The sequence below is a fragment of the Paenibacillus sp. cl123 genome (assembly GCF_900101595.1).
GTDB lineage: Bacteria > Bacillota > Bacilli > Paenibacillales > NBRC-103111 > Paenibacillus_G.
This window is the reverse complement of the sequence record NZ_FMYY01000004.1, coordinates 40,457-67,431: the sequence shown is the minus strand read 5'-3', so window position 1 is coordinate 67,431 and position 26,975 is coordinate 40,457. Positions and strand designations below refer to the sequence as shown.

Genomic DNA, 26,975 nt, shown 5'->3' with positions numbered 1-26,975 from the left:
AAAATGTAAAGAGTGGGTTTCCCCACTCTCCGGATTCGAGATATACCGTTGTTACCATAGGAAATTATACCATAGGTCCCGGCTTTATTGCAACTGGGGCCGCCGGTACCGCCGCTGCGATAAACCCCGGCGCAGACTAGAACAAAGACAGCTGATTCGTCTCGGGAAGGCCGCGGAAGCAGCCCATGCCGCCGAGCAGCTCGACGATCGTCTTCGATGCCTTGCTTCGCGTCTGAAAATCCTCGATCGACAGATAAGGTCCCGCATCCCTGGCGGCGGCGATGTTCCTGGCCGCATTTTCCCCGATGCCGCCGACCGCCGAAAACGGTGGAATGAGCGAGTCGCCCTCGATGATGAATTTTGTCGCATCGGACTTGTACAGATCGACCGGCTTGAAGGAGAAGCCGCGGGCCGTCATCTCGATCGCCATCTCGAGAATCGAGATCATGTTTTTCTCCTTAGGCAGCGCCTGGAAGCCCTTTTCTTCAATTTCCACCAGCCTGCGGACGATGGCGTCATAGCCCTGACAGAGCAGCTCCAGCTCAAAATCGGTCGCGCGGACGGAGAAGTATGTGGCGTAATAGGCGATTGGATGATACAGCTTGAAGTAAGCGGTCCGGACGGCGGAGATGACATAAGCGGAGGCATGCGCCTTCGGAAACATGTACTCGATTTTTTCGCAGGAATCGATGTACCACTGCGGCACCTTATGCTTCTTCATGTCTTCCTTCCATTCCTCGGTCAGCCCTTTCCCCTTCCGCACGCTCTCCGTAATTTTGAAGGCAAGCCCTGCATCCATCCCTGCTTTATAAATCAGATACAACATGATGTCGTCCCGGCAGCCGATCACGGTTTTGATCGTACAGATGCCTTTTTTGATCAGTTCCTGGGCATTGCCCAGCCATACGCCGGTTCCGTGAGACAGCCCCGAGATCTGGAGCAAGTCGGCAAAGCTTGACGGCCTCGCCTCCTCCAGCATCTGGCGGACGAACTTGGTCCCCATCTCCGGTACGCCGTAAGTGGCGACCGGCGTCCGTATCTGCTCGGGCGTTACGCCAAGCGCGTCCACAGAGTTGAACATGCTCATTACCTTCGGGTCGTTCATCGGGATCGTCGTCGGATCGACGCCGGTCAAGTCCTGCAGCATCCGCATCATCGTCGGATCGTCATGTCCCAGAATATCAAGCTTGAGCAAGTTGGCGTCAAATGCGTGATAGTCGAAATGCGTCGTCTTCCAATCGGCGCTCGTGTCATCCGCCGGATACTGGACCGGCGTAATGTCATTGACGTCGATGTAATCCGGTACGACGACGATGCCGCCCGGATGCTGGCCGGTGCTGCGCTTGACCCCGGTGCAGCCGAGCGCGAGCCGGCTCAGCTCCGCCCCTCGCCATTTCTTCCCTTGATCTTCCTCGTACTTTTTGACAAATCCGAATGCCGTTTTCTCCGCTACCGTACCGATCGTGCCGGCCCGAAAAACGTTCCGCTCTCCGAACATCTCTTTGGTAAAGTTATGCGCGTTCGGCTGGTATTCCCCCGAGAAGTTCAAGTCGATATCGGGAACTTTATCCCCCTTGAAGCCAAGGAACGTCTCGAACGGAATATCCTGGCCTTCGCCCTTCAGCTTGCTGCCGCATGTAGGGCAGTTCTTGTCCGGCAGATCGAAGCCCGAAGGGATGGAGCCGTCAAGAATCCACTCGCTGTACCGGCAGGAAGCGCATATATAATGCGGGGGCAGCGGGTTAACCTCGGAGATGCCGAGGAAAGTAGCGACGACCGAAGAACCGACCGAACCCCGCGAGCCGACCAGGTATCCGTCCTGATTGGACTTTTTCACCAGCCGCTCGGAGATGAGATAGTTGGCCGAGAAGCCGTACTTGATGATCGGCACCAGCTCCTTCTCCAGCCGGGCGACGATGACCTCGGGAATCGGCTCTCCATAAATTTCCTTTGCCGTGTTGTAGCAGGTCTCGCGGATCTCGTCGTCCGCCCCTTCGATAATCGGGGTGAACAGCTTGTCCGGGAACAGCTCCAGCTCCTCGAACCGGTCGGCCAGCGCCGCGGTGTTCGTGACGACTACCTCATGCGCCAGCTCGGCGCCAAGGAATTCGAACTCGGCCAGCATCTCCTTCGTAGTGCGGAAATGCACGTCCGGCTTGCGGATATCTTTCAGCGGGCTGAACCCGGTAATGCCGTGAATCGTAATATCGCGGTTTATTTTCTCGCGCGGATGCAGATAATGGACATTCCCGGTCGCGATAACGGGCTTGCCCAGCTTCCGGCCGATATCTACGATTTTGCGGGCGGCGTCCTCGAGCTGTGCCGGGCTTCCGACCAGCCCTTTTTCGACCAGATGCATATTGACCAGAGCGGGCTGAATTTCCAGCACGTCGTAGAACTCGGCCACCGATTCCGCTTCCTCGAGGGATTTGTTCAGCACGGTCTCGAACAGCTCGCCCTTCTCGCATCCGGAAGCGATAATGAGCCCTTCGCGCAGTTCGATCAGCTTCGTCCTCGGAATGCAAGGGACCCGGTGGAAATATTCGGTATGAGATAATGAGATCAACGTATATAAATTTTTCTTGCCGACCATGTTTTGCGCATAGATGCAGCAATGGAAAGGCCGCTGCGTTTTCAGGTTTTTGCCGACCTGATCATTCAGCTGACTAAGCTGCGTATAGCCGTTGTCCGCCGCTTCCTTGAGCATATGATATAAGACCAGTCCGAGCGCTATGGAGTCGTCGATCGCCCGGTGATGGTTATCCAGGCTGACCTTGAACTTGTCCGACAGCGTATTTAGCCGGTGATTTTTCATCGTCGGATACAGCAGGCGGGCCAGCTCCAGCGTATCGAGCACCGGGTTCGCCGCTTCCGGAAGACCCAGCCGCTTGAGATTCGTATTCAAGAAGCCCATATCGAACCGGGCGTTGTGGGCCACGAGCACCGCGTCCCCCACAAACTCCATAAACTGCGGCAGCTTCTCGGAAATATCCGGCGCTCCCCGTACCATGTCATCGGTAATATTGGTGAGCTGTTGAATATTATAAGGAATCCGCTCATGGGGATCGATAAAGGTAGCGAACCGGTCGATTTCCTTGCCGTCCTTCATCTTCACGCCCGCCAGCTCGATAATCTTGTTATTGGTCACCGACAAGCCCGTCGTCTCCACGTCAAAGATCACGTATTCAGCTTCGGCAAGCGCAATATCGGTAGCGTTCATCGCCACTTGAACGGAGTCGTCAATGACATTGGCCTCGACGCCATAGATGACCTTGATACCGTTCTTTTTCCCCGCCTTATGCGCTTCAGGGAAGCATTGGACGCCTCCGTGATCGGTCACCGCGATCGCCTTATGCCCCCACTTGGCAGCCATCTTGATGTATTGATCGACAGGCGTAATGCCGTCCATCGTGCTCATCGACGTATGCAGATGAAACTCCACGCGTTTCTCCGCCGCATCGTCCTTGCGGTCCGGAGGAGCCATAATTTCGTTGACATCGGACGGGATCATCACAAGCTCAGGAATTTGCATGAACCGGTCATATTCCACGCGCCCGCGCAGCTTGAGCCAGGTGCCGTTTTTGATCAGACTGTAAATCTTAACGTCTTCCTTCGTCTTGGCGAAGCTCTTCACCATAATGGAATCGGAGAAATCCGTAATATTGAAAGTGAACAGCGTGCTGCCGTTGCGGAGCTCCTTCATATCGAGACCGAACACAGAGCCTTGGACGGTAATCTTCTTCTCTTCGTCCTTCACATTCTGAATCGGAACAGCCGGCTCCTTGATGTCATAACCGACCATCAGCTTCACTTCACCTTCCGGTACGGTCGCCTGCGCCGCTTCCTCAGCCTCAACCGCAGTGAGAATCTGAGTAGTGACTACCTTCTGCTCCTGCTCGATAATTTTCGTGAATTTCTCCAGTTCTTCTTCCCGGGAAGCGCTGACCGTATATTTCACATGAAACTCGACTCCGAAAAAACCGGAGAAATACTGCCTGATCCACTCGCCGATGTTCTTCTTCTTCGCCAGCTCCAACCCAATGGTATCGAGCAGGCAGAGCGTCAGCACATTCCCGTTCACCTCGATCTTGGCCTTCGTCATCCAGCCGTTGATCGAAGCCGCCTCCCGTTGCACCCACTCGAGAAACATGCCCCAATATTCATGAGCCACGCTAGACGGATCGACGTCAGCCGTATACTGCAGTACGAACCGGATCGCGGCAATATGCGCGAACTTGTCGCGGATCATCTTGCAGAACGTCCGGTAGATGTCGCAAGGAACGACCTGCGTCTTCACGATGAAGAACACCCATTCCTTGTTTTTGCGGCTGGTCTCCACCTTGTCGATATAGCCGTCGGCGAAAAACTGTCTGACGACCTCCGAAGGAACGCTCGCCTGCTGCATCAGCATCTCGAACCGATCGCGCTTCAATGCTGTACTGCTACCGCTCATGTTGTCCCTCCCCAAAAAAATTCCCCGCAAAGTCATTCCCCACAAAGTTATTCCCCACAAAATGGTGTTTGGCTTCGAAGCCTATTCAGGTACTTTGCGGGGACCCGGAAAACCAAAATCACCCGCAAAGCTGAAAAAAAGGCAAATGGAATTAATAAAACCATCCCGTTTGCCTCCTCCTATTGATTTAAACCGCTGCAGCGATTAGTACGATCGTCCGAACACGACCGTATGCTTGGACGGCTCCCCGCAAACGAGACATGTCGACTTCTGAAACTCAGGCGCAAACGGAATATTGCGGCTTGTCGCGCCGGTCTCTTCCTTCACGGTCGCTTCGCAAGCCGCCGAGCCGCACCAGCCCGAGAGCGAGAAGCCCCGCTTTTGCTGCAGGAAGCCCTTCAGCTCATCCAGCGTATCCGCGCTCGTCATCGCCTCGTCGCGGAACTTCTTGGCTCGATCATACATTTCTTGCTGGGTCTCCGTCAACAGCTTTTGCACTTCTTCTACAATTTGGCTTTGGGCCACAACGCGCTTCTCGCCCGTGATCCGGGATACGAGCACGACCTGTCCGTTCTCCATGTCGCGAGGTCCGAGCTCGACGCGCACAGGCACGCCGCGCATCTCGTATTCATTGAACTTCCAGCCCGGGCTTTGATCCTGCCGGTCGTCCACCTTCACACGAATGCCAGCCCGCTTCAGCTCGGCGTACAAACCGTCCACGCAGCCGATAACCTGCTCGCGCGTCTTAGGCGGTCCGATCGGGATCATCACGACTTGCGTAGGCGCTACCTTAGGAGGCAGAGCCAATCCTCTGTCGTCGCCATGCACCATGATCAGAGCGCCGATCAAGCGCGTGCTGACTCCCCAGGACGTCGTATGGCAGAACGTATGCTGATTATCGCGGTCCAAATACTTGATATCGAAAGCTACGGCAAAATTAGTGCCCAGATAATGGGAGGTTCCGGCCTGAACGGCTTTGCCATCCTTCATCATCGCTTCGATCGAATACGTGTCCACAGCGCCGGCGAATTTCTCCGAGGGCGTCTTCTGTCCCATAATGACAGGGATAGCAAGGAAGTTTTCAGCGAAATCGCGGTATATCTCCAGCATCTGCATCGTTTCCTTGCGTGCGTCCGCTTCGTCTTCATGCGCCGTATGGCCTTCCTGCCAGAGGAACTCGCTTGTCCGCAGAAACGGCTGGGTTTTCTTCTCCCAACGAACCACATTAGCCCATTGATTGATGAGCAGCGGCAGATCCCGGTAGGAGTTGATCCATTCGGCATACATATGGCCGACCATCGTCTCCGACGTCGGGCGGATCGCCAGACGCTCCTCCAGTTTTTCTCCGCCTGCTTCGGTTACCCATGGCAGCTCGGGGTTGAAGCCCTCGACATGCTCCTTCTCCTTCTGGAAGAAGCTTTCCGGGATGAACAGCGGGAAGTAGGCGTTGCGATGGCCCGTTTCCTTGAAGCGGCTGTCCAGCTCCCGCTGGATATTTTCCCAAATCTCGTAGCCGTCCGGCTTGAACACGATACAGCCGCGAACCGGCGAATAGCTCATCAGGTCGGCTTTCTTGATCGTGTCGATATACCAGCGCGAGAAGTCTTCACTTTGCGGCGTAATTTCTTTGACAAATTGTTTTTCCTGCTTATCCTTCGACATGGTCCGGATGCTCCCCCTACTAACGGGCAGCGCGGCGCGCTACCCTTTGATCAATCGTAATATATCATTATACGTCACGGCTATCATCAGCAGCATCAGCATCGCAAAGCCGACAAAATGCACCAGGCTTTCCCTGCTTGGATCAACCGGCTTGCCGCGGACCGCCTCCAGCGCCAGAAACACGAGCCGGCTTCCATCCAGCGCCGGGACCGGCAGCAGGTTGAACAAGCCGAGATACAAGCTCATGATGGCCATCCAGTAAATGTACTGGATAGCGCCGGCGCTTGCCTGCTCGCTCGTAAATTCGACGATGCGGATCGGTCCGCCGAGATCGTCCATCTTCACCTGCAGCGTAGCCAGCTTGCCAAAGCCGTCCAAAATGATGGTCGAAGCCGAAGCCATGCTTTTCGCTCCGCCCGTGATCGCCTCGCCGAAGGAAGCCGGCCGGGTATCCGGAGCAAGCGATACGCCTACGCGGTATACCTTGTCCTCGCTAAGCGCAGGCTTAACCTGCAGCGAGACGTGCTGCTGGCCGCGCTCCACGATCCAGCTCATCGCCTTGCCTTCCGAGCCTTGGATAATCTCCGTCAGCCGTTTGCTGTCTCCCGCAATCTTCTCTCCGTTCACGGAGACGATAATATCGCCGCTTTGCAGGCCTGCCTGCTGCGCTACTCCGCCAGCCACCGTATCCGAGATGCGGACGCGGTCCGGAACGGGCACTCCTGCCACAAAAACGACGGCAACGAACAGCAGAAAGGCGAGAATGAAATTCATCAGCGGACCGGCAAATATCGCCATCGCCCGCTGCCCCACGGTTTTACTCCCGAACTGGCGGTCCCATGGCGCAATCTGGGTTTCCTTCTCCTTGCTGACCATCATCGCTTGCGGATGCACGGCATAACGCTGCACGGCGCCGTCCACATCAAGCTTGACGAACAGCTTGCGCTCCAGGTCGATCTCCTCGACGACGCCTTCCAAAGCGCCGCGGCGGCTATCAAATTCGTTCAGATAAATATGGGTGACTTGATCCTGCTTGAGAGCGACGGCTACCCGCTGACCGGGATTAATCTGTACGATCTCGGGGTCCTCTCCCGCCATCCGCACGAATCCTCCGATGGGAAGCAGGCGCAGCGTATAGCGGGTTTCTCCCTTCACGAAAGACAACAACTTCGGACCAAAGCCTATCGCAAATTCGCGAGTGAGGATGCCCGCTCGTTTGGCAAAATAAAAGTGTCCCCATTCGTGCACAGTCACAAGGACAAAAAACAAGAGCACATTCAGCACGATGATTTGAAGTACATCCACTCTAGCTCACGGCCTCCTTAAACACTAATGTTCATCATATGCAAGCATGGTAAGGGCGTCATCCATGTGTTCTTAGATTACCATTAATGATAAACCGAACACAAGCAAGTGCCCCTGCTATGAACATATTAGCGCCGCAGCCCAAACATGCTTCTCTCTGGCCGTCTCCGTCTTAAACGATGCGTCCGGCTTCCGCCCTGGCCCAGGCGTCGCTGTCGAGGATCGTTCCCAGATCCGGCAGCCGGACAGCCCGGTGCTTTGCCATCACGCCGCCGATGATATCCTCGATCGCCAGGAAAGGAATCTCGCCCTTCAGAAAGCGATCGACGGCGACTTCATTAGCCGCGCTGTATACGGTCGGCATCGTGCCTCCCGCCCGGCCGCTTTCGTAAGCAAGCGCGATGCAAGGATACCGCTCGAAGCTCATCTCACGGAAATTCAGCTTGCCTGCCTCGGCCAGATTGAGCCGTCCTGCCGGAGCAGGCAGCCGGTCAGGATACGTAAGCGCATACTGGATAGGCACTCTCATGTCAGGCAGCCCCAACTGGGCAATAACGCTGCCGTCGACAAATTCGACGAAGGAATGAATGATGCTCTCGGGATGAATCAGCACATCGATCCGGTCGTACGATAAACCGAACAGCCAGTGAGCTTCAATCACTTCCAGCCCCTTGTTCACCATCGTCGCCGAATCGATCGTAATTTTGGCGCCCATCGACCAATTCGGATGCTTCAGGGCGTCCTGGACCGTGACCTCAGCCAGTTCTTCCCTTGTCCGATCCCGGAAGGAGCCGCCGGAGGCCGTCAACGTAATTTTATGTAGGCGGGATACGCTTTCCCCGTTCAGGCATTGGAAGATGGCCGAATGCTCGCTGTCGATCGGGAGCAGGGACACACCATGCCGCGCAGCCGCCTCCGTCACCAGATGGCCGGCGCTGACAAGCGTTTCCTTGTTCGCCAGACCGATCTGCTTGCCGGCTTCTATCGCCGCCAGCGTAGGCTTCAGCCCTTGGCTGCCTACTACAGCCGTTACGACGAGCTCCGCGTCATGGCCGGCGGCTGCCTCCAGCAGCCCCTCCGGTCCATAGACGACCCGTGTGCCTGCCGGCGCTTCGGCGCGTAATCGATCAGCCAGCTCCTTGGTCGCTACAGACAAGATGGCGGGCTTGAACAGGTTCATTTGCTCCCGGAGCAGCTCCGCATTATAGCCGCCAGCCAAGGCGACAACCTCGAAGAGGTCCGGATAACGAGAGACGACATCCAGGGTTTGGGTGCCGATGGAGCCCGTCGATCCGAGAATACTGATCTTTTTCACACGCGTTCTACCTCCAGCACAAGTTAAGCGGACGGAATCAGAGACAAGAGATGCAGGAACGGAAACACGATCAGCCAGCTGTCCGTCCGATCCAGCACTCCGCCGTGTCCGGGCAAAATCGTGCCGGAGTCCTTGATGCCCTTCACCCGCTTATAAGCCGATTGAATCAAGTCGCCCAGCTGTCCGATGATCGCGATGGCAAGTCCCATCCACGCCGCCTGTCCGTAGCTGAGCAGCTCGGGCTGCGACCAGGCGAAAATCAGCGCCATAACGATCGAAAGCAGGACTCCGCCGATCGCGCCTTCAACGGATTTTTTCGGGCTGATCGCAGGCCATAAGGGCGTCTTGCCCAGCTTGGAGCCCGTGAAATAGGCGCCCGAATCTGTCGTCCAAATACAAAGGAACACGAGCAGCGTCCAGAAAAGTCCGTGCTCCGCGATGGAACGGGTAGCGATCATATAATGAAAACCGAGCCCAATATAGACCATCCCGAGGAAGGCCATCGCAACCTGATCGATGGTCGTTTTGTTTTTCGAAATGACTGTCGCTGCCAGGAAAGCGAACATGAACAGCCAGATAAGCTCGCCCGAGCTCCAGCCTCCGAGCTGCCACGGAATGACCAGGAGGAGCAAGCCGACGTAGCCGACCGCTTCCACTAAGCGATTCTTCTTCAGTCCGTTCATTCGCAAAAATTCATCATATCCGATTACAGCGAGAGCGGCAATCAGACCGGTGAACCAATAGCCGCCCAAGTATAACAGGATGAAGAAGGCAAGCCCTGCCACGATTCCTGTAACGATCCGCTGCTTCAATTCTATTCCTCCATGTTAGCGTCTTCCTGCGGCGCGGCTTTATAAGCCCCCGTACCGGCGGGCGCGCCGCTGGTATTCCCGTATAGCGTCGTAGAAGTGGTTTTCGTTGAATTCCGGCCAGCACAGCTCGGTAAACCAAAGCTCCGAATAAGCCAGCTGCCACAGCATGAAGTTGCTGATGCGCAGCTCTCCGCTTGTGCGGATCAGCAAGTCAGGGTCAGGCAGAGGATCGGTGAGCAGATAACGGGAAAACATCGTTTCATCGATATCATCAGGCTGCAACTTGCCTTCCTGCGCATCGCGCACCAGCTGCTGGATGCCCGAAAGCATCTCCTTGCGGCTGCCGTAGTTCAACGCGAAATTAAGGATAAGTCCGGTATTGTGCTTGGTCTGATCGATCGCATCCTGTACAGCCTTCAGCGTATAATCCGGCAAATTTTGCGGCCAGCCGGTCATCCGGATCTGAACGTTGTTGGCGATCAGCTCATCGATCTCTTTAGGGAAAAACTCCAGCGGCAGCTTCATCAAATATTCCACTTCTTCCTTGGGACGCTTCCAGTTTTCCGTCGAGAAAGCGTACATGGTCAGAACCTGAACACCGATATCATTAGCCGCCATCGTTATTTTTTTCACATTTTTCATGCCGGAGTGGTGACCTGCAATCCGCGGCAAGCCGCGCTTCTGCGCCCATCGGCCGTTGCCGTCCATAATAACGGCCACATGGTTCGGAATGTTGTCGGAGCCAAGCCCTTGGGCCGCTTCCGCAGTATCCGCTTTCCCACCGAACCACTTTACGAATGGTTTCATTGCCAATCCTCCATCAGGAAAGACTAAAAGACTAAAAGCCCCCTCAAAAAAGGGGGTCTTCGCCCATTACACTTCCATGATTTCTTTTTCTTTTGCTTGCAGCGTCTTGTCGACTTCGGCAATAAACTTATCGGTAAACTTCTGAATATCTTCCTGGTGCCCGCGGGACTCGTCCTCGGAGAGTCCGGAGGATTTTTCCAGCTTTTTGATATCGTCATTGGCGTCGCGGCGCACGTTGCGGATGGCTACCTTAGCCTCTTCTCCGGCCTTGCGCGTCAGCTTCACCAGCTCCGAGCGCCGTTCTTCCGTCAGCGCCGGGATGACGATGCGGATGCTGCTTCCGTCATTGGACGGATTAAGTCCAAGATCGGACTTTAAAATGGCTTTTTCGATAGCCGAGATCGAGCTTTTGTCCCAAGGCTGAATCATCAACGTCCGGGAATCCGGCGTATTGATGTTGGCAAGCTGGTTCACCGGCGTCATAGCCCCGTAATATTCAACTTGCACACGGTCAAGCAGCGCAGGCGTAGCGCGGCCTGCACGCAGCGAGAGCAGCTCTTTTTTCAGCGCCGCGATCGCTTTGTCCATGCGCTCCTCGGCATTTTTTTTAATGGTTTGAGGCATTGGCTACACACTCCCCTTTACAATAGTGCCGATCTTCTCCCCAAGCACGACGCGTTTGATATTGCCGCTTTCGGTAATCGAGAAAACGATCAGCGGGATGTTGTTGTCCATACACAAAGAAGAAGCCGTCGAATCCATCACTCCGAGGTTCTTGTTCAGCACCTCAAGGTAGGTGAGCGTTTCAAACTTTTCTGCGCTCGGATCCTTGAACGGATCTGCGGAGTAAACGCCGTCGACTTTGTTTTTGGCCATCAGGATGACTTCCGCCTCAATCTCTGCGGCGCGCAAAGCAGCGGTCGTATCGGTGGAGAAGTACGGATTGCCCGTTCCTGCTGCAAAGATGACGACGCGGCCCTTCTCCAGATGCCGGATCGCTCTGCGTCGGATATAAGGCTCAGCTACTTGCTGCATGTTAATAGAGGATTGTACGCGTGTCGGAACGCCGATCGTCTCCAGCGCGTCTTGGAGGGCAAGGGAATTCATCACGGTAGCGAGCATGCCCATATAATCGGCTGTCGCCCGGTCAATACCTTTCGCGCTGCCGGCGATCCCTCTCCAGATATTGCCTCCGCCTACGACGATGGCAACCTCAACTTGAAGATCGATCACTTCTTTCACCTGCTGCGCAATGGAGCTGATCATCTCCGAATCAATTCCGTAACCTTGCTGTCCTGCCAAGGCTTCACCGCTTAATTTCAATACGACTCTTTTAAACATCGGACGTTCCAAAGCTACATTCCTCCCTTTCGCTTGGGGCGCATTTCCCTTTACTTAGCAAACAGGGAACACGTCGGTGTCCCCTGCTTTTGTTGCTATAGGTCTTACAGTTTGACTTGGCTCATAACTTCTTCAGCGAAGTTTTCTTGCTTCTTCTCAAGGCCTTCTCCGAGCTCATAGCGAACAAAGCGACGGATCGAGAGGTTTTCACCGATCGTAGCGATCTTCTCTTTCAACACTTGCTCGACAGTTTTGTCCGGGTCCTTGATGAATGCCTGCTCCAGCAAGCAGTACTCTTCGTAGTACTTGGCGATGCGGCCTTCCACGATTTTCTCAACGATTTTCTCAGGCTTGCCTTCGTTCAGAGCTTGGTTCGTCAAAATTTCACGTTCTTTGTCAAGCGCTTCCTGAGGAACTTCGTCGCGGCGAAGGTACTTAGGGTTGGATGCTGCGATGTGCAGGGCTACGTCGCGCACGAACGTTCTGAACTGCTCGTTTTTCGCAACGAAGTCCGTTTCGCTGTTCACTTCAACCAATACGCCGATTTTGCCGCCCGCATGGATGTAAGACTCGATCATGCCTTCGGTAGCCGCACGGTCAGACTTTTTAGCCGCAGCTGCCAAGCCTTTTTCACGCAAAAGCTCGGAAGCTTTCGTCAGATCGCCGTTTGCTTCCTCGAGAGCCTTTTTACAATCGAGCATGCCCGCTCCTGTTTTTTCACGCAACTCTTTTACTGCTGCTGCACTTACTGCCATATTGGGGCCTCCTTAATGGTTGTCGGTATTTGGATATACACCTTAAAAAAAGGGCGGTGAAAGGATTTTGCACCTTTGAACCACCCTTCTCGTATTCACACGTTATGTGGATTAAGCTGTTGTTTGCTCGCCTTGGTTGGCTTCAATAACAGCGTCAGCCATTTTGGCTGTCAGCAGCTTAACGGCGCGGATCGCGTCGTCATTACCAGGAATGACATAGTCGATTTCGTCCGGATCACAGTTCGTATCTACGATACCCACGATTGGGATACCGAGCTTGCGAGCTTCTGCTACAGCAATGCGCTCTTTACGAGGATCGATAACGAACAATGCGCTCGGCAGACCCTTCATATGCTTGATACCGCCCAAGAACTTCTCGAGGCGATCTTTTTCCTTGCGAAGGATAATAACTTCTTTCTTAGGAAGAACGTCGAACGTGCCGTCAACTTCCCACTTGTCCAGCTCATGCAGACGGTTGATCCGCTGTTGAATCGTGGAGAAGTTTGTGAGCGTACCGCCGAGCCAGCGCTGGTTGATGTAGAACTGACCGCTGCGCTCCGCTTCTTCCTTCACGGAGTCTTGAGCTTGCTTCTTCGTGCCGACAAACAGGATTGTCCCGTTCTCTTCAGCTACGGATCTTACGAAGTTGTAAGCTTCCTCTACTTTTTTGACCGTTTTTTGCAGGTCGATAATATAAATTCCGTTTCTTTCGGTGAAGATGTAACGATCCATTTTAGGGTTCCAGCGACGGGTTTGGTGACCGAAATGTACACCAGCCTCGAGCAGCTGTTTCATGGAGATTACTGCCATCCTCACGCACCTCCTCAAATATAGTTGTTTTTGGTACCTCCGCGCGATATCATCTTCACGATGAAACTTCCAGATTATTGTCGGCGCTGTCATCGGTTGACGCAGCAGCCGCAACGCGGAAGCACCCTCATCGGAATTCATCGGCGTGTGGATTTTTACACCGAGGACTACTATACCATAAGTCGCATAAGGTTGCAACTAGCGAGCTCTTTCGTCAAAAACACGCAAATCGGCGGTTCATCCCTACTTGACTGTCAGGCCGGTAATGATCTGGTCCAAGGTTTGCGGGCCTTTGAATTCATGAGCGCCGGCGATGATGCTGCCCGTGAGCTGCCGCTTGCGCATCTCATCCTCGAACGCCTTCTTGTCTGCGATAAGCCCGCTTTGCACCAGCATGTCCGACACTTGCCACAACGCCAGTCCGCTTTGCACATAGATATAGATTTCCTTTACAGGCGCGGCGGCTTCCTGCTTTTTCTTCTCTTCTGCGAGCCGCTGTCCGATCAGTTCCTCGACCTGGGGCTGGAGATATACCTTAACATCCTTCTCATACACCTGATAATAAACGGAGGCCGCTTCCTTCAGCCGTTCGGGAGTCATCGTCTCAGCGGCCGTGCCGGGCTGCGTCTCGCCCAGCCCTTCCGGGGTCAGCGTCCCGGAGCTGGGGGCAGCAAGCATCAGCTGGAGCAGAACAGCGCCGGCGATCATGCCGCTGCCCAGTCCGTAGAACAGCGACTTTTTATTCGACATTCGCCTTCTCCTCCTGCTTGGCCAGCTGCAGAATCAGCGCTACCTCGCCTTTGTTCATCCCCAATTTCTTTGCGATGGATTCGATGGATTTGCCATGATCATGCAGCAAAAACAGCTCCGCATAGCGATTCCGGATGCTCATGGGAGCGGGAGCTCTCTCTCCATCAGGCTCCGGTTTGCCTGCCGCATCCTCCGGCGGCTCGGGTGCGGGTAACGGGTTAGCCGCCCCTTGACGCACAAAATCCACCTCAGGCGCTTCCGCAAGCCGCCGCTGCCCGTCGGGGGCGATGCGGACTTCAGGCGGAGTACCCGGTGGGCCGGTTTGCAGCTTCTGAATTTGCTCCGTGACGAACCCGACCCGGCTAAGCTCCGACTGAAGCTGCCGGTTCTGCTTCTCGAGCAGCTCTACGCGGCCTGAGAGCATGGCGGAGTGGGTTTCATAATCTTTTTTGGTGTCCGTGAACAGCTGGACGATCGCCTTGTTCTGCTCTTCCAGCTCCACGGCGAAGTGGTCCATCGCGCTTTCCACTTCCTTAATCATGCCGGGGTTATCCTTGCCGGGCTTCGGTTCCCGCGGCAGCAGGCGAGCATAGACGATCAGCACGAGGCCGAACAACACAACATATACCCAAGGTTGATTCAACTGCTATCACCTAATTTCACGACAGGATGTCAAAGCGAAATATCAATATGATGACCCTTGAATGGATGCGCATCCTGAGGAACAGACTCCTTGGCTGCGCCGTCCGAGCTGCCCTTGGTTCGCCTCGGGGCAGCTGACGGATGGCTTCCGCCGCTTCCATCCCGTCCTCCGTCCCGGTCGGCATGCAGCCGGTTCGCTTCCTCCGTCTTGGCGCTGATGCGCCGCTGCCGCAGCAGCTGCTTCTCCGATTCCTGGGACAGCGCTGCCTGGTCCTGGACAGGCTTGCTCATTATCTGCTGCTGCTTGAAGCCGGCTTCATCGTTTTTGTGCAGGGCAAACTGCATCTCGACAGCTCTCATACTCATCCGGCATTCCTCTCCTCACGCTACTGAATGGGCAGCATCGCAATATCGCCGTCGACCAGCTGGAACTTCACTCGCGGAGAAGTATCCTTGATGAATTTGGTGTAGCGGCCGATTACGATCTTGGTTCCGCTGAATACGTTACCAATGACTTCAACCTTCGCGCGCTCAGAATCCTCAAGCGACTTCTCGATCTCCAGAATACGCTCCTTGGCACCCGATATTTCTTCCGTAACTTGCTTCTTGGAATGATTCAGCTTGATGCGCATCCCGACCTTATCGGGCGTGAGATGCCCCGCGGCGGCGAGCTGATCGAGCAAAGTCAGCGCCTTGTCGGTTTTGTCGTAATTCTCGTTAAGCGCTCGCAAATTCGTCCTCAACTGCTGCAGTTCGTTGCGAAGCTCGGGAAGCACCCCCACCTCAATGGCGGTCACCGTGGACATCGCATTGCCGATCGTACGTCCGACCACGCATTCTCCAGCCTGAATTTGCCCGCCGACGATCAATCCCTTCGTCCCCCTACAGGTGACGTACCGGCCGGCCCGGATATGCGAGTGCATGATGCTTTGGTTGGCCACTACCTCTTCGCCCGCTTCTACGGTAGCATCCTGGATGAACGAACATTTTACCCTATTGCCGGCTCGGACGGTCGCTTTGTTATGGCCCAGAATGCCCGCATTGATCTCAATCGAGCCTCCGGCCTCCAGATCGGCGCCGTCTACGTTGCCCGTAATCCGGATGTCTCCGGCAGCTTTGATCCGGAAGCCGGGCAGCACGCTGCCGCGCACGACGACAGAACCGACAAAATCGATATTGCCGATATTATAATCAACATCGCCGTTCACTTCAAATATAGGAAATACGTTAATTTTGTCGCGGTCGGTTTTCGATACCATCCCGTCTATCGCGGCATACATGGCGAGCTGTTCCGCGTCCGTGACTACATTTTTCCCCAGCTTGAACCGCGCTTCCTTTCCGTCCTTGGCAAATAAAGTTTCACCGGTAACAGCCGTTCCCGGGATACCTTGGCCCGCCGGAATGCGCTGAGCGATAAGCTGGCCTTTGCGAACATTATGAATCGCCGTTACTTCTTTATAGTCAACCTTCCCGTCTTCCATCTCAAGCGGCGTTTTCATGTGATTGTTCAGATCGAACATCATCCTGATTTGACCGTCAGGCCCATTTTGCGGCGCCTGTCCGGCAGCTATAACCGTTTTGCCATAGAAAAACGCGGAAGGATCGTTCGCGATCTCGAGCAGCTTCGCTTCGTCCACACCATGGACGATATGATAAGACCTTACCAGCTCTTGCAACTGCTCCAGGGTAACTCTGAACCGTTCGTCGCAGTTCATGAACTGCAGGAACGCCGTGAGCTTGTCATCCGATAATTGGATATCCAGATAATAGCTTAACGGCATTGTTGGCTCACCCATCATTATCCCCGCTTTCCTCGATTTAGTCTTGGAATAACTGCGATTTGTGACGGCTCAAGGAACCTCTCAGCCGTAAAATCGCCTTGGAATGCAACTGTGAGATTCTGGAAGGGGAAAGATTCATTACTTCGGCAATCTCGCTTAATGAAAGCTCTTCATAATAAAATAACGATACAACGGTTCTTTCCTTCTCCGTCAGCCGCTCGATAGCTTGCGCCAGGGTGTCTTTTAAGTATACATCATTTACGGTCGATTCGGGATTTTTTGCTTTGTCATCGATCAAGATGGACAAGCGGGTTTCCGCTTCCTCTTCGCGAATCGGCTCGTCGACCGAGCATATGGTCGTAACCGCTATATCCTGGACCATTTGCTGAAAATCAGCTTCGCTGATCTGCAGATATTCGCTCATTTCCGCATCCGTAACGGAACGAAGGTATTGCTGCTCCAGTTTCTGGTAGCCTTCTTCGATTTTTTTAGCTTTCTCGCGAACCGAGCGGGGGACCCAGTCGCCTTGGCGAAGACCGTCGATAATCGCCCCGCGGATTCGCCAGGAAGCGTATGTTTCGAACTGAAGGCCGCGTTCATAGTCAAACTTCTCGATCGCATCGATGAGTCCCATCACGCCATAGCTTCCGAGGTCTTCCTTCGACACATTTTTAGGCAAGCCAATGGACAGCCGGCCTGACACGTAGTCGACCAGAGGCAGATACGTCTCAATTAAAGTCTGCTTGGCCTGGAGCAGGCGCTCTTCTCTCCATTGCCTCCATGTGTCCATATTCGACAAGTGTGATTTTTGCCCGATCATGAAGGATTCCACCACCTTTACTCTTCAGTCATTCGGCGAAGCGCTTGAGCCATCTCCCACGAGCTTTCATCAGGCGCTCCGCTGATCTTGGTTGACAATTTAGGCGGGTTAAGCGGAGCAAACAAAGCCTCTTCGGCTTGGGGCGCCGCATCGTCGATCCGGTTTTTCAGCATCTGGTGAAGCTCAGCATCCTGATCGGGAGGAGTAATGGCGTCAAAGGCGGTTCCTTTGGCCATCTCCTCCTCCGCTTCCTCGGGGGGCGACTTCAAAGCGCTGTCCAATCCCGCAAATGTGCCGAGCAGCCACCGGCATGCAAACACAAGCACGAACAGGATGATGAAGCTGTAGAAGCTCCTTACGAGCGTCGTGAGCCAAATATTGTGGCCGGCCGACATCGCGAGGGTCGCGACAAAGGCGATCCCTCCGACGATGAAATTCCATTTGATTGATCCGATCATGGCTACAATTCCTTCACTCCATGTTGAACGCTGCGGATAACAAGCACTCCGGTTACACAGTCGAATTCGATCGTTCTTCCATAATTGCCGCCGGTGTCCTCTCCCACGACAGGGATACGGTAGCGGGCAAGCACTTCCTTGCAGGACTCGACGTTCCGCGGTCCGATTCGCATAGTCTCCGATTGCCCGCCGAAGGCGAACATCTGGGCGCCGCCCGCCATCTTGGCGGCCATCCGCCGGACCTCAGCGCCGAGCTGCTCCATCAGACGAATCACCTCGGGCAGCGCCGTATCGGCGTATTTGGCCACATTGAGCTTGCCTTCGCGGGCGATCTCGGAGGTTGGCAGCATCACATGCGCCATGCCCGCCACTTTGGCCTTGGCATCGTATAAGGTCAGTCCAACGCAGGAGCCGAGTCCGGTTGTTTTCAGAACTCCGGTCAGCTGAGTGACATTCAGATCGGCCATGCCGACTTTGATCAGATGATCCTGGATCATGGAGTTTGCACTCCCAAGGCGACGAAAATTTTCTCGAAAGATTCCGGATCGGGAATCAGGAAGAAATGGCCTTCGACTTCTTCTTGACCGTCCAGAAACTTCGTATCGATCAACAGCGCCTGATCCCCCATCTGACCGAATTGAAGCAGTCCGTAACCAAGAATGGCGCCGGCCATATCGATAGCCAGTGAAGGGACCGTAGGCTGCATGTTCAGCTGCGTGAAGTCGGCCAGCGAGCTGAGATAGGAGCCTGCCAATATATTGCCGATCTCATTCAAAGCCGACAGCTCCATCTCCGTATAGCCTTCATCGCTCAGAACTTCGATACCGACCAGATTGCGCAGCAGCCTTTTAGCCGAATCCAGACTTAGGATGAAAAACAGATTGCCGGGCGTTTCGCCCTCGACGCGCAGGAAGATGGCAATGACGACTTGCTCGGCTCCACCGACACTGTCAGCGATCTCTTCAAAGGGGACCATACGCACCTTGGGCACGAGCATATCGACCGGCTTATCGAGCAGCTTCGACAGCGCGGTGGCGGCATGGCCGGCTCCGATATTGCCTACCTCTTTCAGAACGTCCATTTGAAACTCCGCGAATGCGCTAAATGCCTCCACGTACACTACTCCTCTGCGTTTTCCAATTGAACGATCTCGCTTTTATTCAAAACTTCCTGCAGGTTCAGCAGAATGAGCAGGCGGCTGTCGCCGACCTTGGCGATGCCGTGCAAGTATTTGGCTTTGATGCCGCCGACGATATCCGGCGGATCGTCCACATGGTCGGTATCCACGTCGATCACATCATTGGCCGAATCGACGATTAAGCCTACCTCGATATCGCCAACAGCCACGATAATGATCCGCGAATTATCCGTATATTCGCTCTCCGGGAAGCCGAAGCGTCCGCGCAGATCGATAACCGGCGTTACGACCCCCCGCAGATTGATGACGCCTTTTACGAATTCCGGCGTTTTGGGAACACGCGTCATCGGCTGCATCCGCTCGATCGTTTTGACCTTTTCCACTTCTACGCCGTACTCTTCATGAGCAAGCGCAAATACGATGACCTTCATCTCTTGTCCCATATTTTCATCCTCCTTAATGATCGTACCGCTCCGTACGTGACGAGTTTACTTGATCAATGCATTCGTATCGATAATCAAGGCGACTTGTCCATCTCCGAGAATGGTAGCTCCGGAGGTGGCAAACAGGTTGGTCAAGTATTTGCCGAGCGTCTTCAGCACAATTTCCTGCTGGCCGATAAATTCGTCGACGACCAGGGCAGCCATTTTCTCGCCCTTGCGGATTACGACAACCTGCACATCCGCTCCGCTCTCTTCGCCTTGACCCGGCACGTCGAACAATTCGGCCAGCGGGATGAGCGGGATAACGGAATTGCGGTAATCCACCATCCGGTTGCCATGCACCTTGCGGATTTGCTCTGGCTTGACGGCAGCCGTCTCCACAATCGACGACAGCGGAATCGCATACTTCTCATGCTTCAGCCGGATCAGCATCGCGGAGATAATCGACAACGTCAGCGGCAATTGAACGGTCCACTTCGAGCCGCTGCCATAAGTAGAGTCCACCTGAACCCGTCCGCCCAAACTCTCGATCTTCGTTTTGACGACATCGAGCCCGACGCCGCGGCCGGAAATATCGGAGATTTTGTCGGCCGTGCTGAACCCCGAAGCGAACAGCAGCGCGTACACTTCGCTGTCCGACAGGCGGGCAGCCTGCTCTCTCGTCACGACTCCGTTTTGTATCGCTTTGTCCAGCACCTTGTCCCGGTTGATTCCGCGTCCGTTGTCCTCGATCTCGATGAACACATGGTTGCCGCTGTGATAAGCGCGCAGATTGATCGTCCCGGTCTCCGGCTTGCCAGCGGCCAGCCGTTCGGCCGTTGGCTCCAGCCCGTGGTCAACCGCATTGCGGAGCAGATGGACTAGCGGATCTCCGATCTCGTCGACCACGGTCCGGTCCATCTCCGTATCGGCCCCGGTAATGACCAGATCCACTTTCTTGTCCAGGTTTTTGGCCACATCGCGGATCATCCGCGGGAAGCGGTTGAACACCGTGTCCACAGGCACCATCCGCAGCTTGAGCACGATATTTTGCAGATCGCTGCTCACGCGCGCCATATGCTCGACGGTTTCGGTCAAGTCATTTTTCTTGATCTCGCTTGCCAGCTGCTCCAGACGCACCCGGTCGATCAGCAGCTCGCTGAACAGGTTCATCAGCGTATCCAGCCGTTCGATATCGACGCGGATCGTCCGTCCAGCCACAGGAGCCCCGCTTGCGGCCGCAGCCTTTTTCTCGGTTTTGGCCGGCTCGGAAGTCGGCGCGGACGCCTCGTTTGCAGGGGCAGCCGGAGCCGATACAGGCGCGGCAGCGGAAGGCTGCAGCCGCGCGGCGAGCTTCTCCCGATCAAGAACGACGAGCTCCACATGATCGATCTCGGACACGCTGGATACTTGAGCGAGCAGTTGATCCTTGTCCACCTGCGAGACATAATACACCGCAAATTTCTGATCGAACTTCTCCTGTTCAATCTCTTCAACGGAAGGGAGCGCCTTGAGCACTTCGCCGTTCTGCTCCAGCACGTTGAACACCATATAAGCGCGCGCAGCCTTCAACACGCAGTCGGCTCTGACCGTTACCTCTATCCAGAAGACGGGTATGCCCGCATCGATGGACTGTTCGATAATCGACAGCTGGAATTCATCCAGCTCGGGCGCCGCGCCGGCCGCAGTCGCGGCGGATGAAGCCCCGGCGCCTCCCTGGGCTCCTGGCGAAGCCTTCAAGTAATCGCCCGAAACGATGGACTTCAGCGAAGCGACAACCGCCGACACGTCCGCCTTGCCCGTTCCTCCCTGGATAATATCGTCGACCATCGTCTCCAGCGAATCCAAGCTTTTGAACAAGCAGTCGAAAATAAACGAATCCATCTTCAGCTTATGATTGCGGACCAGATCCAGCACATTCTCCATCTCATGGGTCAGGGAGGCGATATCCTCGAAGCCCATCGTGGCCGACATCCCCTTCAAGGTATGCGCGGAACGGAATATATTCTGTACAATACTAATATCCTCCGGACTGCTCTCGAGGCTTAACATGTTTTCGTTGATCGCCTGCAAATGATCCTTGGACTCGTCAATAAACATCGAGAGATATTGATTCATCTCCATAAGCACACCTCCATCGTGGTCGTAAGTATGTAATTTCTATCCGTCCTTACTAAGAAAGTCCTGCAACGCCGACAACCTCGATAAGCTTCCGTGAGATTTCCTGCTGCGGCAAAATATGATTCACGCAATTCAGCTCCACCGCAGCACGGGGCATGCCGTAAACGATGCAGGTGTCTTCCGCTTCCGCGATGGTGGTGGCCGCTCCCGCGTCCTGGAGAGCCTTCATCCCTCTCGCTCCGTCGGAGCCCATCCCCGTCATGATGACAATATGACGCTTCAGCTCTTTGAGCGGCAGCAGCGATTCGAACAGCGCGTCGACCGATGGGCGGTGGCCGCTGCGGGGCGCATCCTTGCTGAGATGAATCCGGTATCCGCCGGCTCCGCTGCGCGCCACCGCCATATGTAATCCGCCGGGGGCCACATAGGCCGCTCCATTCTCCAGCACCATGCCGTCCTCCGCCTCGACGACTTTGAGTCCGGACACCGAGTCCAGCCGCAGCGAAAGCGACTTCGTAAAGTTCGGCGGCATATGCTGCACGATCAGCACCGGAGCCGCCAGCCCTTCCGGAAGACCGGAGAGCACCTGATGCAGCGCCCGGGGACCGCCGGTAGACGTGCCGATCGCGACCAGCTGCTGGACCGGCCCTTGCTTGCGTGCGGCCGCTGAACGCTCTGCCGAAGATGCGGAAGCGGATTCGGATCGGCGATAGAGCGGCGCCGGAGCGGCAGGAGCTGCCTGCGCTTCCTTCAGCCCGCCGCTGTTTGCTTGCTCCGGAGGGCTGCTGATCTGCTTCATTTTGGTGCGCACAGCCGCCTGAAGCTTCTCGAGAATCATGGTCTTCACCTTGTGCAGGTCCAGCGAGATCGAGCCGGAAGGCTTGCCGACAAAGTCAAACGCTCCCCACTCTAAAGCCTTCATCGTCTCCAAAGCGCCTTCCTGGGTCAGGCTGCTCAGCATGATGACCGGGAGCGGACATTCTTTCATAATGATGCGCAGCGCCTCGAGGCCGTTCATGATCGGCATTTCGATGTCCATGGTCACGGCATGAGGACGAAGTTTTTTCACTAATTCAACAGCTTCCTTGCCATTTTTGGCTGTGCCTACGACCCTCAGCGACGGATCTTCCGCTATAAAATCGGAAATCAGCTTTCTCATGAAGACGGAGTCGTCGACGACCAAAACATCATATGGCTGCTGCATAGTACCACTCCTCTACGTTGTGAATCGGGTCTGAAGAAGCTAATTCGCGCCGGGAAGTCATTTATCGTTCCTACTAGGGCTTCAGCATGCGGATCATCCGGTTCAGGAAGCCTTTCACGGAGGCTCCCTGGTTTTCGGCCGGCATCTGATTCGACAGGAAGTCCTGCGTCAGCTCGTTCAGCGATTTGGCTGCCGCCGAATCCGGGAATGCCAATGAAAAGGGAACCTGCTTCCTCACAGCCTTGGACACCGAACTGTCATCCATCACATAACCGATCGTAGGGATGTCGAGGTTCATAAACTGTTTGGCCACCATGCTGATTTTATCGGCCGTTTGCCGGCCTTCCTTCCAATCCAGCACCCGGTTGACCACCAGACGAAATTTCACATCGTAATCCATGGAATGCACCATCTTGATAATGGCGTAGGCGTCCGTAATGGAGGTCGGCTCCGGCGTTGTAACGACGATCGTTTCCTGGGCCGCCAAAATAAACTTTAACGTTTCTTTGGATAAGCCCGCCCCCGTATCGAACAGGATGAAATCCACATGACCGTTCAGCTGCCCGACCTGCTCGGCGAAATAATCGAGCTGTTCTTCCGACAGCCTGATCAGATCGTTGAAACCCGACCCTCCGGCAATAAACTGCAGGCCTTGCGGTCCGGTGTTGATAATATCCCACACCGTCTTTTCGCGCTTGAGCAGATGATAAAGGCTGTACGGAGAGCTGACGCCCATCAGCACGTCGATGTTCGCAAGCCCGATGTCTGCGTCAAATATAAGTACCTTGAACCCTTTCTGCTGCAAGGCGAGCGCAAAATTAAGGGTGAAATTCGACTTGCCCACCCCTCCCTTGCCGCTCGTTACCGTAATGATGCGGGTCGGTCTCTCTCCTTGCACGGCACTCTGGTGTTTAATCAGATTCCGAAGTTCTTGTGCCTGGTCGCTCATGGTTCTCGGTCCTCCAAAATCAGATCGATGATGTGCTGTTCTTGCAGAATACTTATGTCATCCGGCACGCTTTGTCCATTGGCGATATACGAAGGCTGCAATCCGAAATCATGTACAAGATTCACGATAGCACCGTAGGAGTCCGTCTCATCCATTTTGGTGAACAGTACCTTGTTGAGCTTGAATTTGTGGAAATTTCCGGTGATCGCCTTCATGTCCTTGTACTTGGTCGTCAGGCTCAGCACGAGGAACGTTTCGCTCTTGCCGCTCGTCCGCAGCAGCGCATTCAGCTCGGACACATACATTTCATTGCGGAAATTGCGGCCGGCCGTATCCATAAAGATCAGATCGCAGTCCTTCAAATTCTCAAACGCCTTGTTCAGATCGAGCGGAGAAAACACCACCTCAAGCGGCACATTCAGGATCGTTCCGTATGTTTTGAGCTGTTCCACCGCGGCTATCCGGTAAGTATCGGATGTAATAAAGCCTACCTTGCGCTGATGCTTAAGCACCTGCTCCGCGGCCAGCTTGGCGATGGTAGTCGTTTTGCCCACCCCGGTAGGCCCCACAAAATGCGCGATCCGCGTGTCGGGCGCAATCGCCTTCCCTCCGCCGCCGCCCAGCAGAGCGGACAGCTGACGTTGCAGCGATTGCCTCGCAAAGGCATCGTCCAGCTCAGCCTCCTCACGCTCGGCCTCCTCAGCTACCCCAGCGAGCAGCTGCCTGACAAGCTGGGGATCGATCTCTTGATCCAGCAGCAAGCGCTCGTAACGCTCCAAGCTCGGATTAGGCTCTTCGGCAGGGCCCGAACGCAAGGAAAGCTTGAGCATCATTTCCTTCATCTGCTTGATCTCGTCCATCAGCAGGTCTTCCTTCGCGCGCGTCACGCCGGCGGCCTGCGAACGCTCGAGCGGAGTTTCCCGCGGCGCTGCCGGCGCCTTGGCCGGAGGAGCTGGCGGGAATACGTCCGGCACCTCGGGAAAGGCGAGCGACAGCTTCTCTTCCCGGGCTGCGGCAGATGACGCAGGCTGAGCTGCGGGAGGAGTCTGCACGGCTTGAGCCCCGTAGGCGGCAGCCGCGGCGGGCTTCGCCGCGGTCGACACTCCCCCGAACGATGACGGCGAAGCCGCCTGCTGCCGGGAAGCAGATACGGGTTCCTGCGACTTGCCGGACGGCACCGGCGCCGTCGTTGGCGTTGGCGCGCTATTATCCATCGCGGCAATGACTTCTATTTTCTTCTTGGAGAACAAGCCCAGAAATCCGCCGGAACGAACCTCTTTCGTGTTGATGATAACAGCATCCTTGCCAAGATCGCTGCGGATTTTCTGCAGAGCATCCGGCATCGAATCAACCACGTATCGTTTCACCCTCATAAGTTAACGACCCCCATGCTCTGAATTTCCACACTGGGCTCAAGCTCACTGTAGGACAATACCGGGATATCCTGCATCGTCCGCTCCAGCAGCTGCCGCAAATACATGCGGATTGTCGGTGAAGTCAACACGATGGGCTGCTGCCCCGCCTGAAGCAGCTTCGTCACCTGATCGGTCACCCGCTGGTAGATGACTTGAGTGGAAGTCGGGTCCATGGACAAATAGCTGCCCTGATCCGACTGCTGCACCGACTCCGCGATTTTCTTCTCCAGATTCGGCCCTACCGTAATCACCTTGAGCGAATCCCCGCTCGTCGTGTACTGCTGCGTGATCTGACGAGACAACGCTTGACGCACATATTCGGTCAATATATCGGGGTCCTTCGTGTAAGTCCCGTAATCGGCCAGCGTTTCGAGAATCGTCACGAGATCGCGGACCGAAATTTTCTCCCGAAGCAGCTTGACCAGCACCTTCTGCACATCCCCGAGCGAAAGCACGTTCGGGATCAGCTCGTCCACCAGAGCCGGATAGCTTTCCTTCACATTCTCGATAAGCGACTTGGTTTCCTGACGGCCGAGCAGCTCATGAGCATGCTTCTTGATAATCTCCGTCAGATGCGTGGCGACGACAGACGGCGGGTCGACGACCGTGTAGCCCGACAGCTCGGCCCGCTCCTTCGTCGGCTCGTCGATCCATAACGCCGGGAGGCCGAAGGCCGGCTCCAGCGTATCGATCCCAGTGATCGAATCGTCGTCAAAGCCCGGACTCATAGCCAGATAATGACCGAGCAGCAGGTCGCCGCGCGCCACGATGTTGCCTTTGATTTTAATGATATATTCATTGGGTCTGAGCTGAATATTGTCCCTGATCCGGATAACCGGCACCACAACCCCAAGCTCCAGCGCGCACTGTCTGCGGATCAGAATGATCCGGTCAAGCAGATCGCCTCCCTGCTGCGTATCGGCCAGCGGGATAAGCCCGTAGCCGAACTCGAATTCGATCGGGTCGACATTAAGCAAGCTGATGACGCTCTCCGGACTTCTCACTTCCTCGATCTGCTGCTCCTCCTCCATTTGTACCTCTTCCGCCTGCTTCCGCTGCATCGTCTGCGTCATCCTGTAGGCCGCGAACGCAAGCAGTGCCGCAATCGGGAACGTTGTCCAGAAATGAATCGGCGTAAATAGTCCGAGGGCCATGACCGTTCCGGCCGCAATGTAGAGCAGCTTTGGATAGGAGAGCAGCTGGCCGGCCAAATCATGCGCCAGATTGCCATCCGAGGCGGCGCGGGTTACGATAATACCTGCTGCGGTCGAAATAAGCAGGGCCGGAATTTGGCTAACGAGGCCGTCCCCGATCGTCATGATCGAGTATTTCTCCCCCGCTTCGGCAAAGCTCATCCCTTTCATGGCGACCCCGATGATCAGACCGCCGACTATATTGATCAAGAGCATGATGATGCCTGCGATCGCATCGCCTTTGACGAATTTGCTGGCCCCGTCCATCGCGCCGTAGAAATCGGCCTCACGGGAAATTTTCTCGCGCCGCTCCTTCGCCTGCTGTTCATTGATCATGCCTGCGTTCAGGTCCGCATCTATACTCATCTGCTTACCCGGCATGGCGTCGAGTGTAAATCTTGCCGCTACTTCGGCAACGCGCTCGGAACCTTTGGTAATAACGATAAATTGTACGAGTACGAGAATGATAAACACGACGAAACCGACAACCAGGTTGCCCGCCGCGACGAATGAACCAAAGGTTTCGACCACATTACCGGCATCCGCGTGAGCCAGGATATTACGAGTTGTTGAGACGTTCAATGCAAGTCTGAACAAGGTTGTAATGAGCAGCAAGGATGGAAAGATCGAAAATTGCAAGGCATCGGTCGTATTCATCCCCACAAGGATAATCATCAGGGCCAGCGTAATGTTCATAATGAGCAGAAAATCCAGCAGCCATATCGGGAGCGGAACGACCATCATAAGAATGATGCCGATTATGCCGATCAGAACGACAAAATCTCTAGTTTTCAAAGCCGGTGCCCCCTTTCCCCAATATCA

24 protein-coding genes are annotated in these 26,975 nt (G+C 55.1%); all 24 read right to left on the bottom strand.

Translation table 11 applies throughout. The features are described from left to right. Nucleotides 1–136: 136 nt before the first annotated feature. Entirely contained in the window at nucleotides 137–4,453 is a 4,317-nt protein-coding gene (locus tag BLR08_RS09445) for a PolC-type DNA polymerase III (RefSeq protein WP_072328963.1), read from the bottom strand. 204 nt (nucleotides 4,454–4,657) lie between these two features. Beyond that, the gene (proS, locus tag BLR08_RS09440) at nucleotides 4,658–6,115 is read right to left on the bottom strand and encodes a proline--tRNA ligase (protein ID WP_072328962.1); all 1,458 of its coding nucleotides are present in this window, start codon (nucleotides 6,113–6,115) and stop codon (nucleotides 4,658–4,660) included. Nucleotides 6,116–6,154: 39 nt separating this feature from the next. Further along, the gene (gene rseP / locus BLR08_RS09435; RefSeq protein ID WP_072328961.1) at nucleotides 6,155–7,420 is read right to left on the bottom strand and encodes an RIP metalloprotease RseP; all 1,266 of its coding nucleotides are present in this window, start codon (nucleotides 7,418–7,420) and stop codon (nucleotides 6,155–6,157) included. Between the two features lie 172 nt (nucleotides 7,421–7,592). Then, a complete protein-coding gene (locus tag BLR08_RS09430; RefSeq protein WP_072328960.1) occupies nucleotides 7,593–8,735 on the bottom strand; it encodes a 1-deoxy-D-xylulose-5-phosphate reductoisomerase in 1,143 nt (380 codons plus the stop codon). Nucleotides 8,736–8,758: 23 nt separating this feature from the next. Continuing rightward, nucleotides 8,759–9,547 carry a phosphatidate cytidylyltransferase gene (locus tag BLR08_RS09425; protein ID WP_072328959.1) on the bottom strand — a complete coding sequence of 263 codons (789 nt, stop codon included), beginning with the start codon at nucleotides 9,545–9,547 and terminating at the stop codon, nucleotides 8,759–8,761. A 39-nt stretch (nucleotides 9,548–9,586) separates the two neighbouring features. Further along, complete coding sequence (locus BLR08_RS09420) at nucleotides 9,587–10,354, bottom strand: isoprenyl transferase (protein WP_072328958.1); 768 nt, start codon at nucleotides 10,352–10,354, stop codon at nucleotides 9,587–9,589. A gap of 66 nt (nucleotides 10,355–10,420) precedes the next feature. Further along, nucleotides 10,421–10,978 carry a ribosome recycling factor gene (gene frr / locus BLR08_RS09415; protein ID WP_072328957.1) on the bottom strand — a complete coding sequence of 186 codons (558 nt, stop codon included), beginning with the start codon at nucleotides 10,976–10,978 and terminating at the stop codon, nucleotides 10,421–10,423. A 3-nt stretch (nucleotides 10,979–10,981) separates the two neighbouring features. After that, a complete protein-coding gene (gene pyrH, locus BLR08_RS09410) occupies nucleotides 10,982–11,707 on the bottom strand; it encodes a UMP kinase (protein ID WP_072328956.1) in 726 nt (241 codons plus the stop codon). Nucleotides 11,708–11,799: 92 nt separating this feature from the next. After that, nucleotides 11,800–12,450 carry a translation elongation factor Ts gene (gene tsf, locus BLR08_RS09405; protein WP_072328955.1) on the bottom strand — a complete coding sequence of 217 codons (651 nt, stop codon included), beginning with the start codon at nucleotides 12,448–12,450 and terminating at the stop codon, nucleotides 11,800–11,802. A gap of 111 nt (nucleotides 12,451–12,561) precedes the next feature. Continuing rightward, nucleotides 12,562–13,260, bottom strand: coding sequence for a 30S ribosomal protein S2 (gene rpsB / locus BLR08_RS09400; protein WP_072328954.1), 699 nt, complete (start codon nucleotides 13,258–13,260; stop codon nucleotides 12,562–12,564). A gap of 243 nt (nucleotides 13,261–13,503) precedes the next feature. Continuing rightward, a complete protein-coding gene (locus BLR08_RS09395) occupies nucleotides 13,504–14,010 on the bottom strand; it encodes a hypothetical protein (RefSeq protein ID WP_072328953.1) in 507 nt (168 codons plus the stop codon). Further along, nucleotides 14,000–14,653: a hypothetical protein gene (locus BLR08_RS09390; protein ID WP_072328952.1), complete on the bottom strand. Its 654-nt coding sequence runs from the start codon at nucleotides 14,651–14,653 to the stop codon at nucleotides 14,000–14,002. Before BLR08_RS09390 ends, BLR08_RS09395 begins: the two co-directional genes overlap by 11 nt. A 29-nt stretch (nucleotides 14,654–14,682) precedes the next feature. After that, nucleotides 14,683–15,018 carry a hypothetical protein gene (locus tag BLR08_RS09385; protein ID WP_072328951.1) on the bottom strand — a complete coding sequence of 112 codons (336 nt, stop codon included), beginning with the start codon at nucleotides 15,016–15,018 and terminating at the stop codon, nucleotides 14,683–14,685. A gap of 20 nt (nucleotides 15,019–15,038) precedes the next feature. Next, complete coding sequence (locus BLR08_RS09380; RefSeq protein ID WP_072329214.1) at nucleotides 15,039–16,448, bottom strand: DUF342 domain-containing protein; 1,410 nt, start codon at nucleotides 16,446–16,448, stop codon at nucleotides 15,039–15,041. A gap of 22 nt (nucleotides 16,449–16,470) precedes the next feature. After that, a complete protein-coding gene (locus BLR08_RS09375) occupies nucleotides 16,471–17,253 on the bottom strand; it encodes a FliA/WhiG family RNA polymerase sigma factor (RefSeq protein WP_072328950.1) in 783 nt (260 codons plus the stop codon). A gap of 17 nt (nucleotides 17,254–17,270) precedes the next feature. After that, entirely contained in the window at nucleotides 17,271–17,711 is a 441-nt protein-coding gene (locus BLR08_RS09370) for a hypothetical protein (protein WP_072328949.1), read from the bottom strand. Between the two features lie 2 nt (nucleotides 17,712–17,713). Beyond that, a complete protein-coding gene (locus BLR08_RS09365) occupies nucleotides 17,714–18,208 on the bottom strand; it encodes a chemotaxis protein CheD (RefSeq protein ID WP_072328948.1) in 495 nt (164 codons plus the stop codon). Continuing rightward, the gene (locus BLR08_RS09360; protein ID WP_090586028.1) at nucleotides 18,205–18,792 is read right to left on the bottom strand and encodes a chemotaxis protein CheC; all 588 of its coding nucleotides are present in this window, start codon (nucleotides 18,790–18,792) and stop codon (nucleotides 18,205–18,207) included. Before BLR08_RS09360 ends, BLR08_RS09365 begins: the two co-directional genes overlap by 4 nt. A 38-nt stretch (nucleotides 18,793–18,830) precedes the next feature. Then, the gene (locus tag BLR08_RS09355; protein ID WP_072328946.1) at nucleotides 18,831–19,292 is read right to left on the bottom strand and encodes a chemotaxis protein CheW; all 462 of its coding nucleotides are present in this window, start codon (nucleotides 19,290–19,292) and stop codon (nucleotides 18,831–18,833) included. A gap of 45 nt (nucleotides 19,293–19,337) precedes the next feature. Further along, nucleotides 19,338–21,395: a chemotaxis protein CheA gene (locus tag BLR08_RS09350; RefSeq protein ID WP_072328945.1), complete on the bottom strand. Its 2,058-nt coding sequence runs from the start codon at nucleotides 21,393–21,395 to the stop codon at nucleotides 19,338–19,340. A gap of 49 nt (nucleotides 21,396–21,444) precedes the next feature. Beyond that, nucleotides 21,445–22,596, bottom strand: coding sequence for a protein-glutamate methylesterase/protein-glutamine glutaminase (locus BLR08_RS09345; RefSeq protein ID WP_072328944.1), 1,152 nt, complete (start codon nucleotides 22,594–22,596; stop codon nucleotides 21,445–21,447). Between the two features lie 73 nt (nucleotides 22,597–22,669). Then, the gene (locus BLR08_RS09340; RefSeq protein ID WP_072328943.1) at nucleotides 22,670–23,545 is read right to left on the bottom strand and encodes a MinD/ParA family protein; all 876 of its coding nucleotides are present in this window, start codon (nucleotides 23,543–23,545) and stop codon (nucleotides 22,670–22,672) included. Beyond that, nucleotides 23,542–24,918, bottom strand: a complete 1,377-nt coding sequence (flhF, locus tag BLR08_RS09335) for a flagellar biosynthesis GTPase FlhF (protein WP_072328942.1) — start codon at nucleotides 24,916–24,918, stop codon at nucleotides 23,542–23,544. Before flhF ends, BLR08_RS09340 begins: the two co-directional genes overlap by 4 nt. Continuing rightward, nucleotides 24,915–26,948, bottom strand: coding sequence for a flagellar biosynthesis protein FlhA (gene flhA / locus BLR08_RS09330; protein ID WP_072328941.1), 2,034 nt, complete (start codon nucleotides 26,946–26,948; stop codon nucleotides 24,915–24,917). The genes flhF and flhA overlap by 4 nt, the downstream gene beginning before the upstream one ends. Nucleotides 26,949–26,975: the final 27 nt, after the last annotated feature.

What these genes read in the sequence shown, in the direction of transcription:
- BLR08_RS09340 (WP_072328943.1), bottom strand. Translation starts at nt 23,545, where the DNA reads ATGAGCGACCAGGCACAAGAACTTCGGAATCTGATTAAACACCAGAGT.
- BLR08_RS09345 (WP_072328944.1), bottom strand. Translation starts at nt 22,596, where the DNA reads ATGCAGCAGCCATATGATGTTTTGGTCGTCGACGACTCCGTCTTCATG.
- tsf (WP_072328955.1), bottom strand. Translation starts at nt 12,450, where the DNA reads ATGGCAGTAAGTGCAGCAGCAGTAAAAGAGTTGCGTGAAAAAACAGGA.
- BLR08_RS09370 (WP_072328949.1), bottom strand. Translation starts at nt 17,711, where the DNA reads ATGATCGGATCAATCAAATGGAATTTCATCGTCGGAGGGATCGCCTTT.
- BLR08_RS09380 (WP_072329214.1), bottom strand. Translation starts at nt 16,448, where the DNA reads ATGGGTGAGCCAACAATGCCGTTAAGCTATTATCTGGATATCCAATTA.
- BLR08_RS09385 (WP_072328951.1), bottom strand. Translation starts at nt 15,018, where the DNA reads ATGAGTATGAGAGCTGTCGAGATGCAGTTTGCCCTGCACAAAAACGAT.
- BLR08_RS09375 (WP_072328950.1), bottom strand. Translation starts at nt 17,253, where the DNA reads ATGATCGGGCAAAAATCACACTTGTCGAATATGGACACATGGAGGCAA.
- BLR08_RS09365 (WP_072328948.1), bottom strand. Translation starts at nt 18,208, where the DNA reads ATGATCCAGGATCATCTGATCAAAGTCGGCATGGCCGATCTGAATGTC.
- frr (WP_072328957.1), bottom strand. Translation starts at nt 10,978, where the DNA reads ATGCCTCAAACCATTAAAAAAAATGCCGAGGAGCGCATGGACAAAGCG.
- BLR08_RS09360 (WP_090586028.1), bottom strand. Translation starts at nt 18,792, where the DNA reads ATGGACGTTCTGAAAGAGGTAGGCAATATCGGAGCCGGCCATGCCGCC.
- proS (WP_072328962.1), bottom strand. Translation starts at nt 6,115, where the DNA reads ATGTCGAAGGATAAGCAGGAAAAACAATTTGTCAAAGAAATTACGCCG.
- BLR08_RS09420 (WP_072328958.1), bottom strand. Translation starts at nt 10,354, where the DNA reads ATGAAACCATTCGTAAAGTGGTTCGGTGGGAAAGCGGATACTGCGGAA.
- BLR08_RS09355 (WP_072328946.1), bottom strand. Translation starts at nt 19,292, where the DNA reads ATGGGACAAGAGATGAAGGTCATCGTATTTGCGCTTGCTCATGAAGAG.
- BLR08_RS09395 (WP_072328953.1), bottom strand. Translation starts at nt 14,010, where the DNA reads ATGTCGAATAAAAAGTCGCTGTTCTACGGACTGGGCAGCGGCATGATC.
- BLR08_RS09445 (WP_072328963.1), bottom strand. Translation starts at nt 4,453, where the DNA reads ATGAGCGGTAGCAGTACAGCATTGAAGCGCGATCGGTTCGAGATGCTG.
- flhF (WP_072328942.1), bottom strand. Translation starts at nt 24,918, where the DNA reads ATGAGGGTGAAACGATACGTGGTTGATTCGATGCCGGATGCTCTGCAG.
- rpsB (WP_072328954.1), bottom strand. Translation starts at nt 13,260, where the DNA reads ATGGCAGTAATCTCCATGAAACAGCTGCTCGAGGCTGGTGTACATTTC.
- BLR08_RS09350 (WP_072328945.1), bottom strand. Translation starts at nt 21,395, where the DNA reads ATGGAGATGAATCAATATCTCTCGATGTTTATTGACGAGTCCAAGGAT.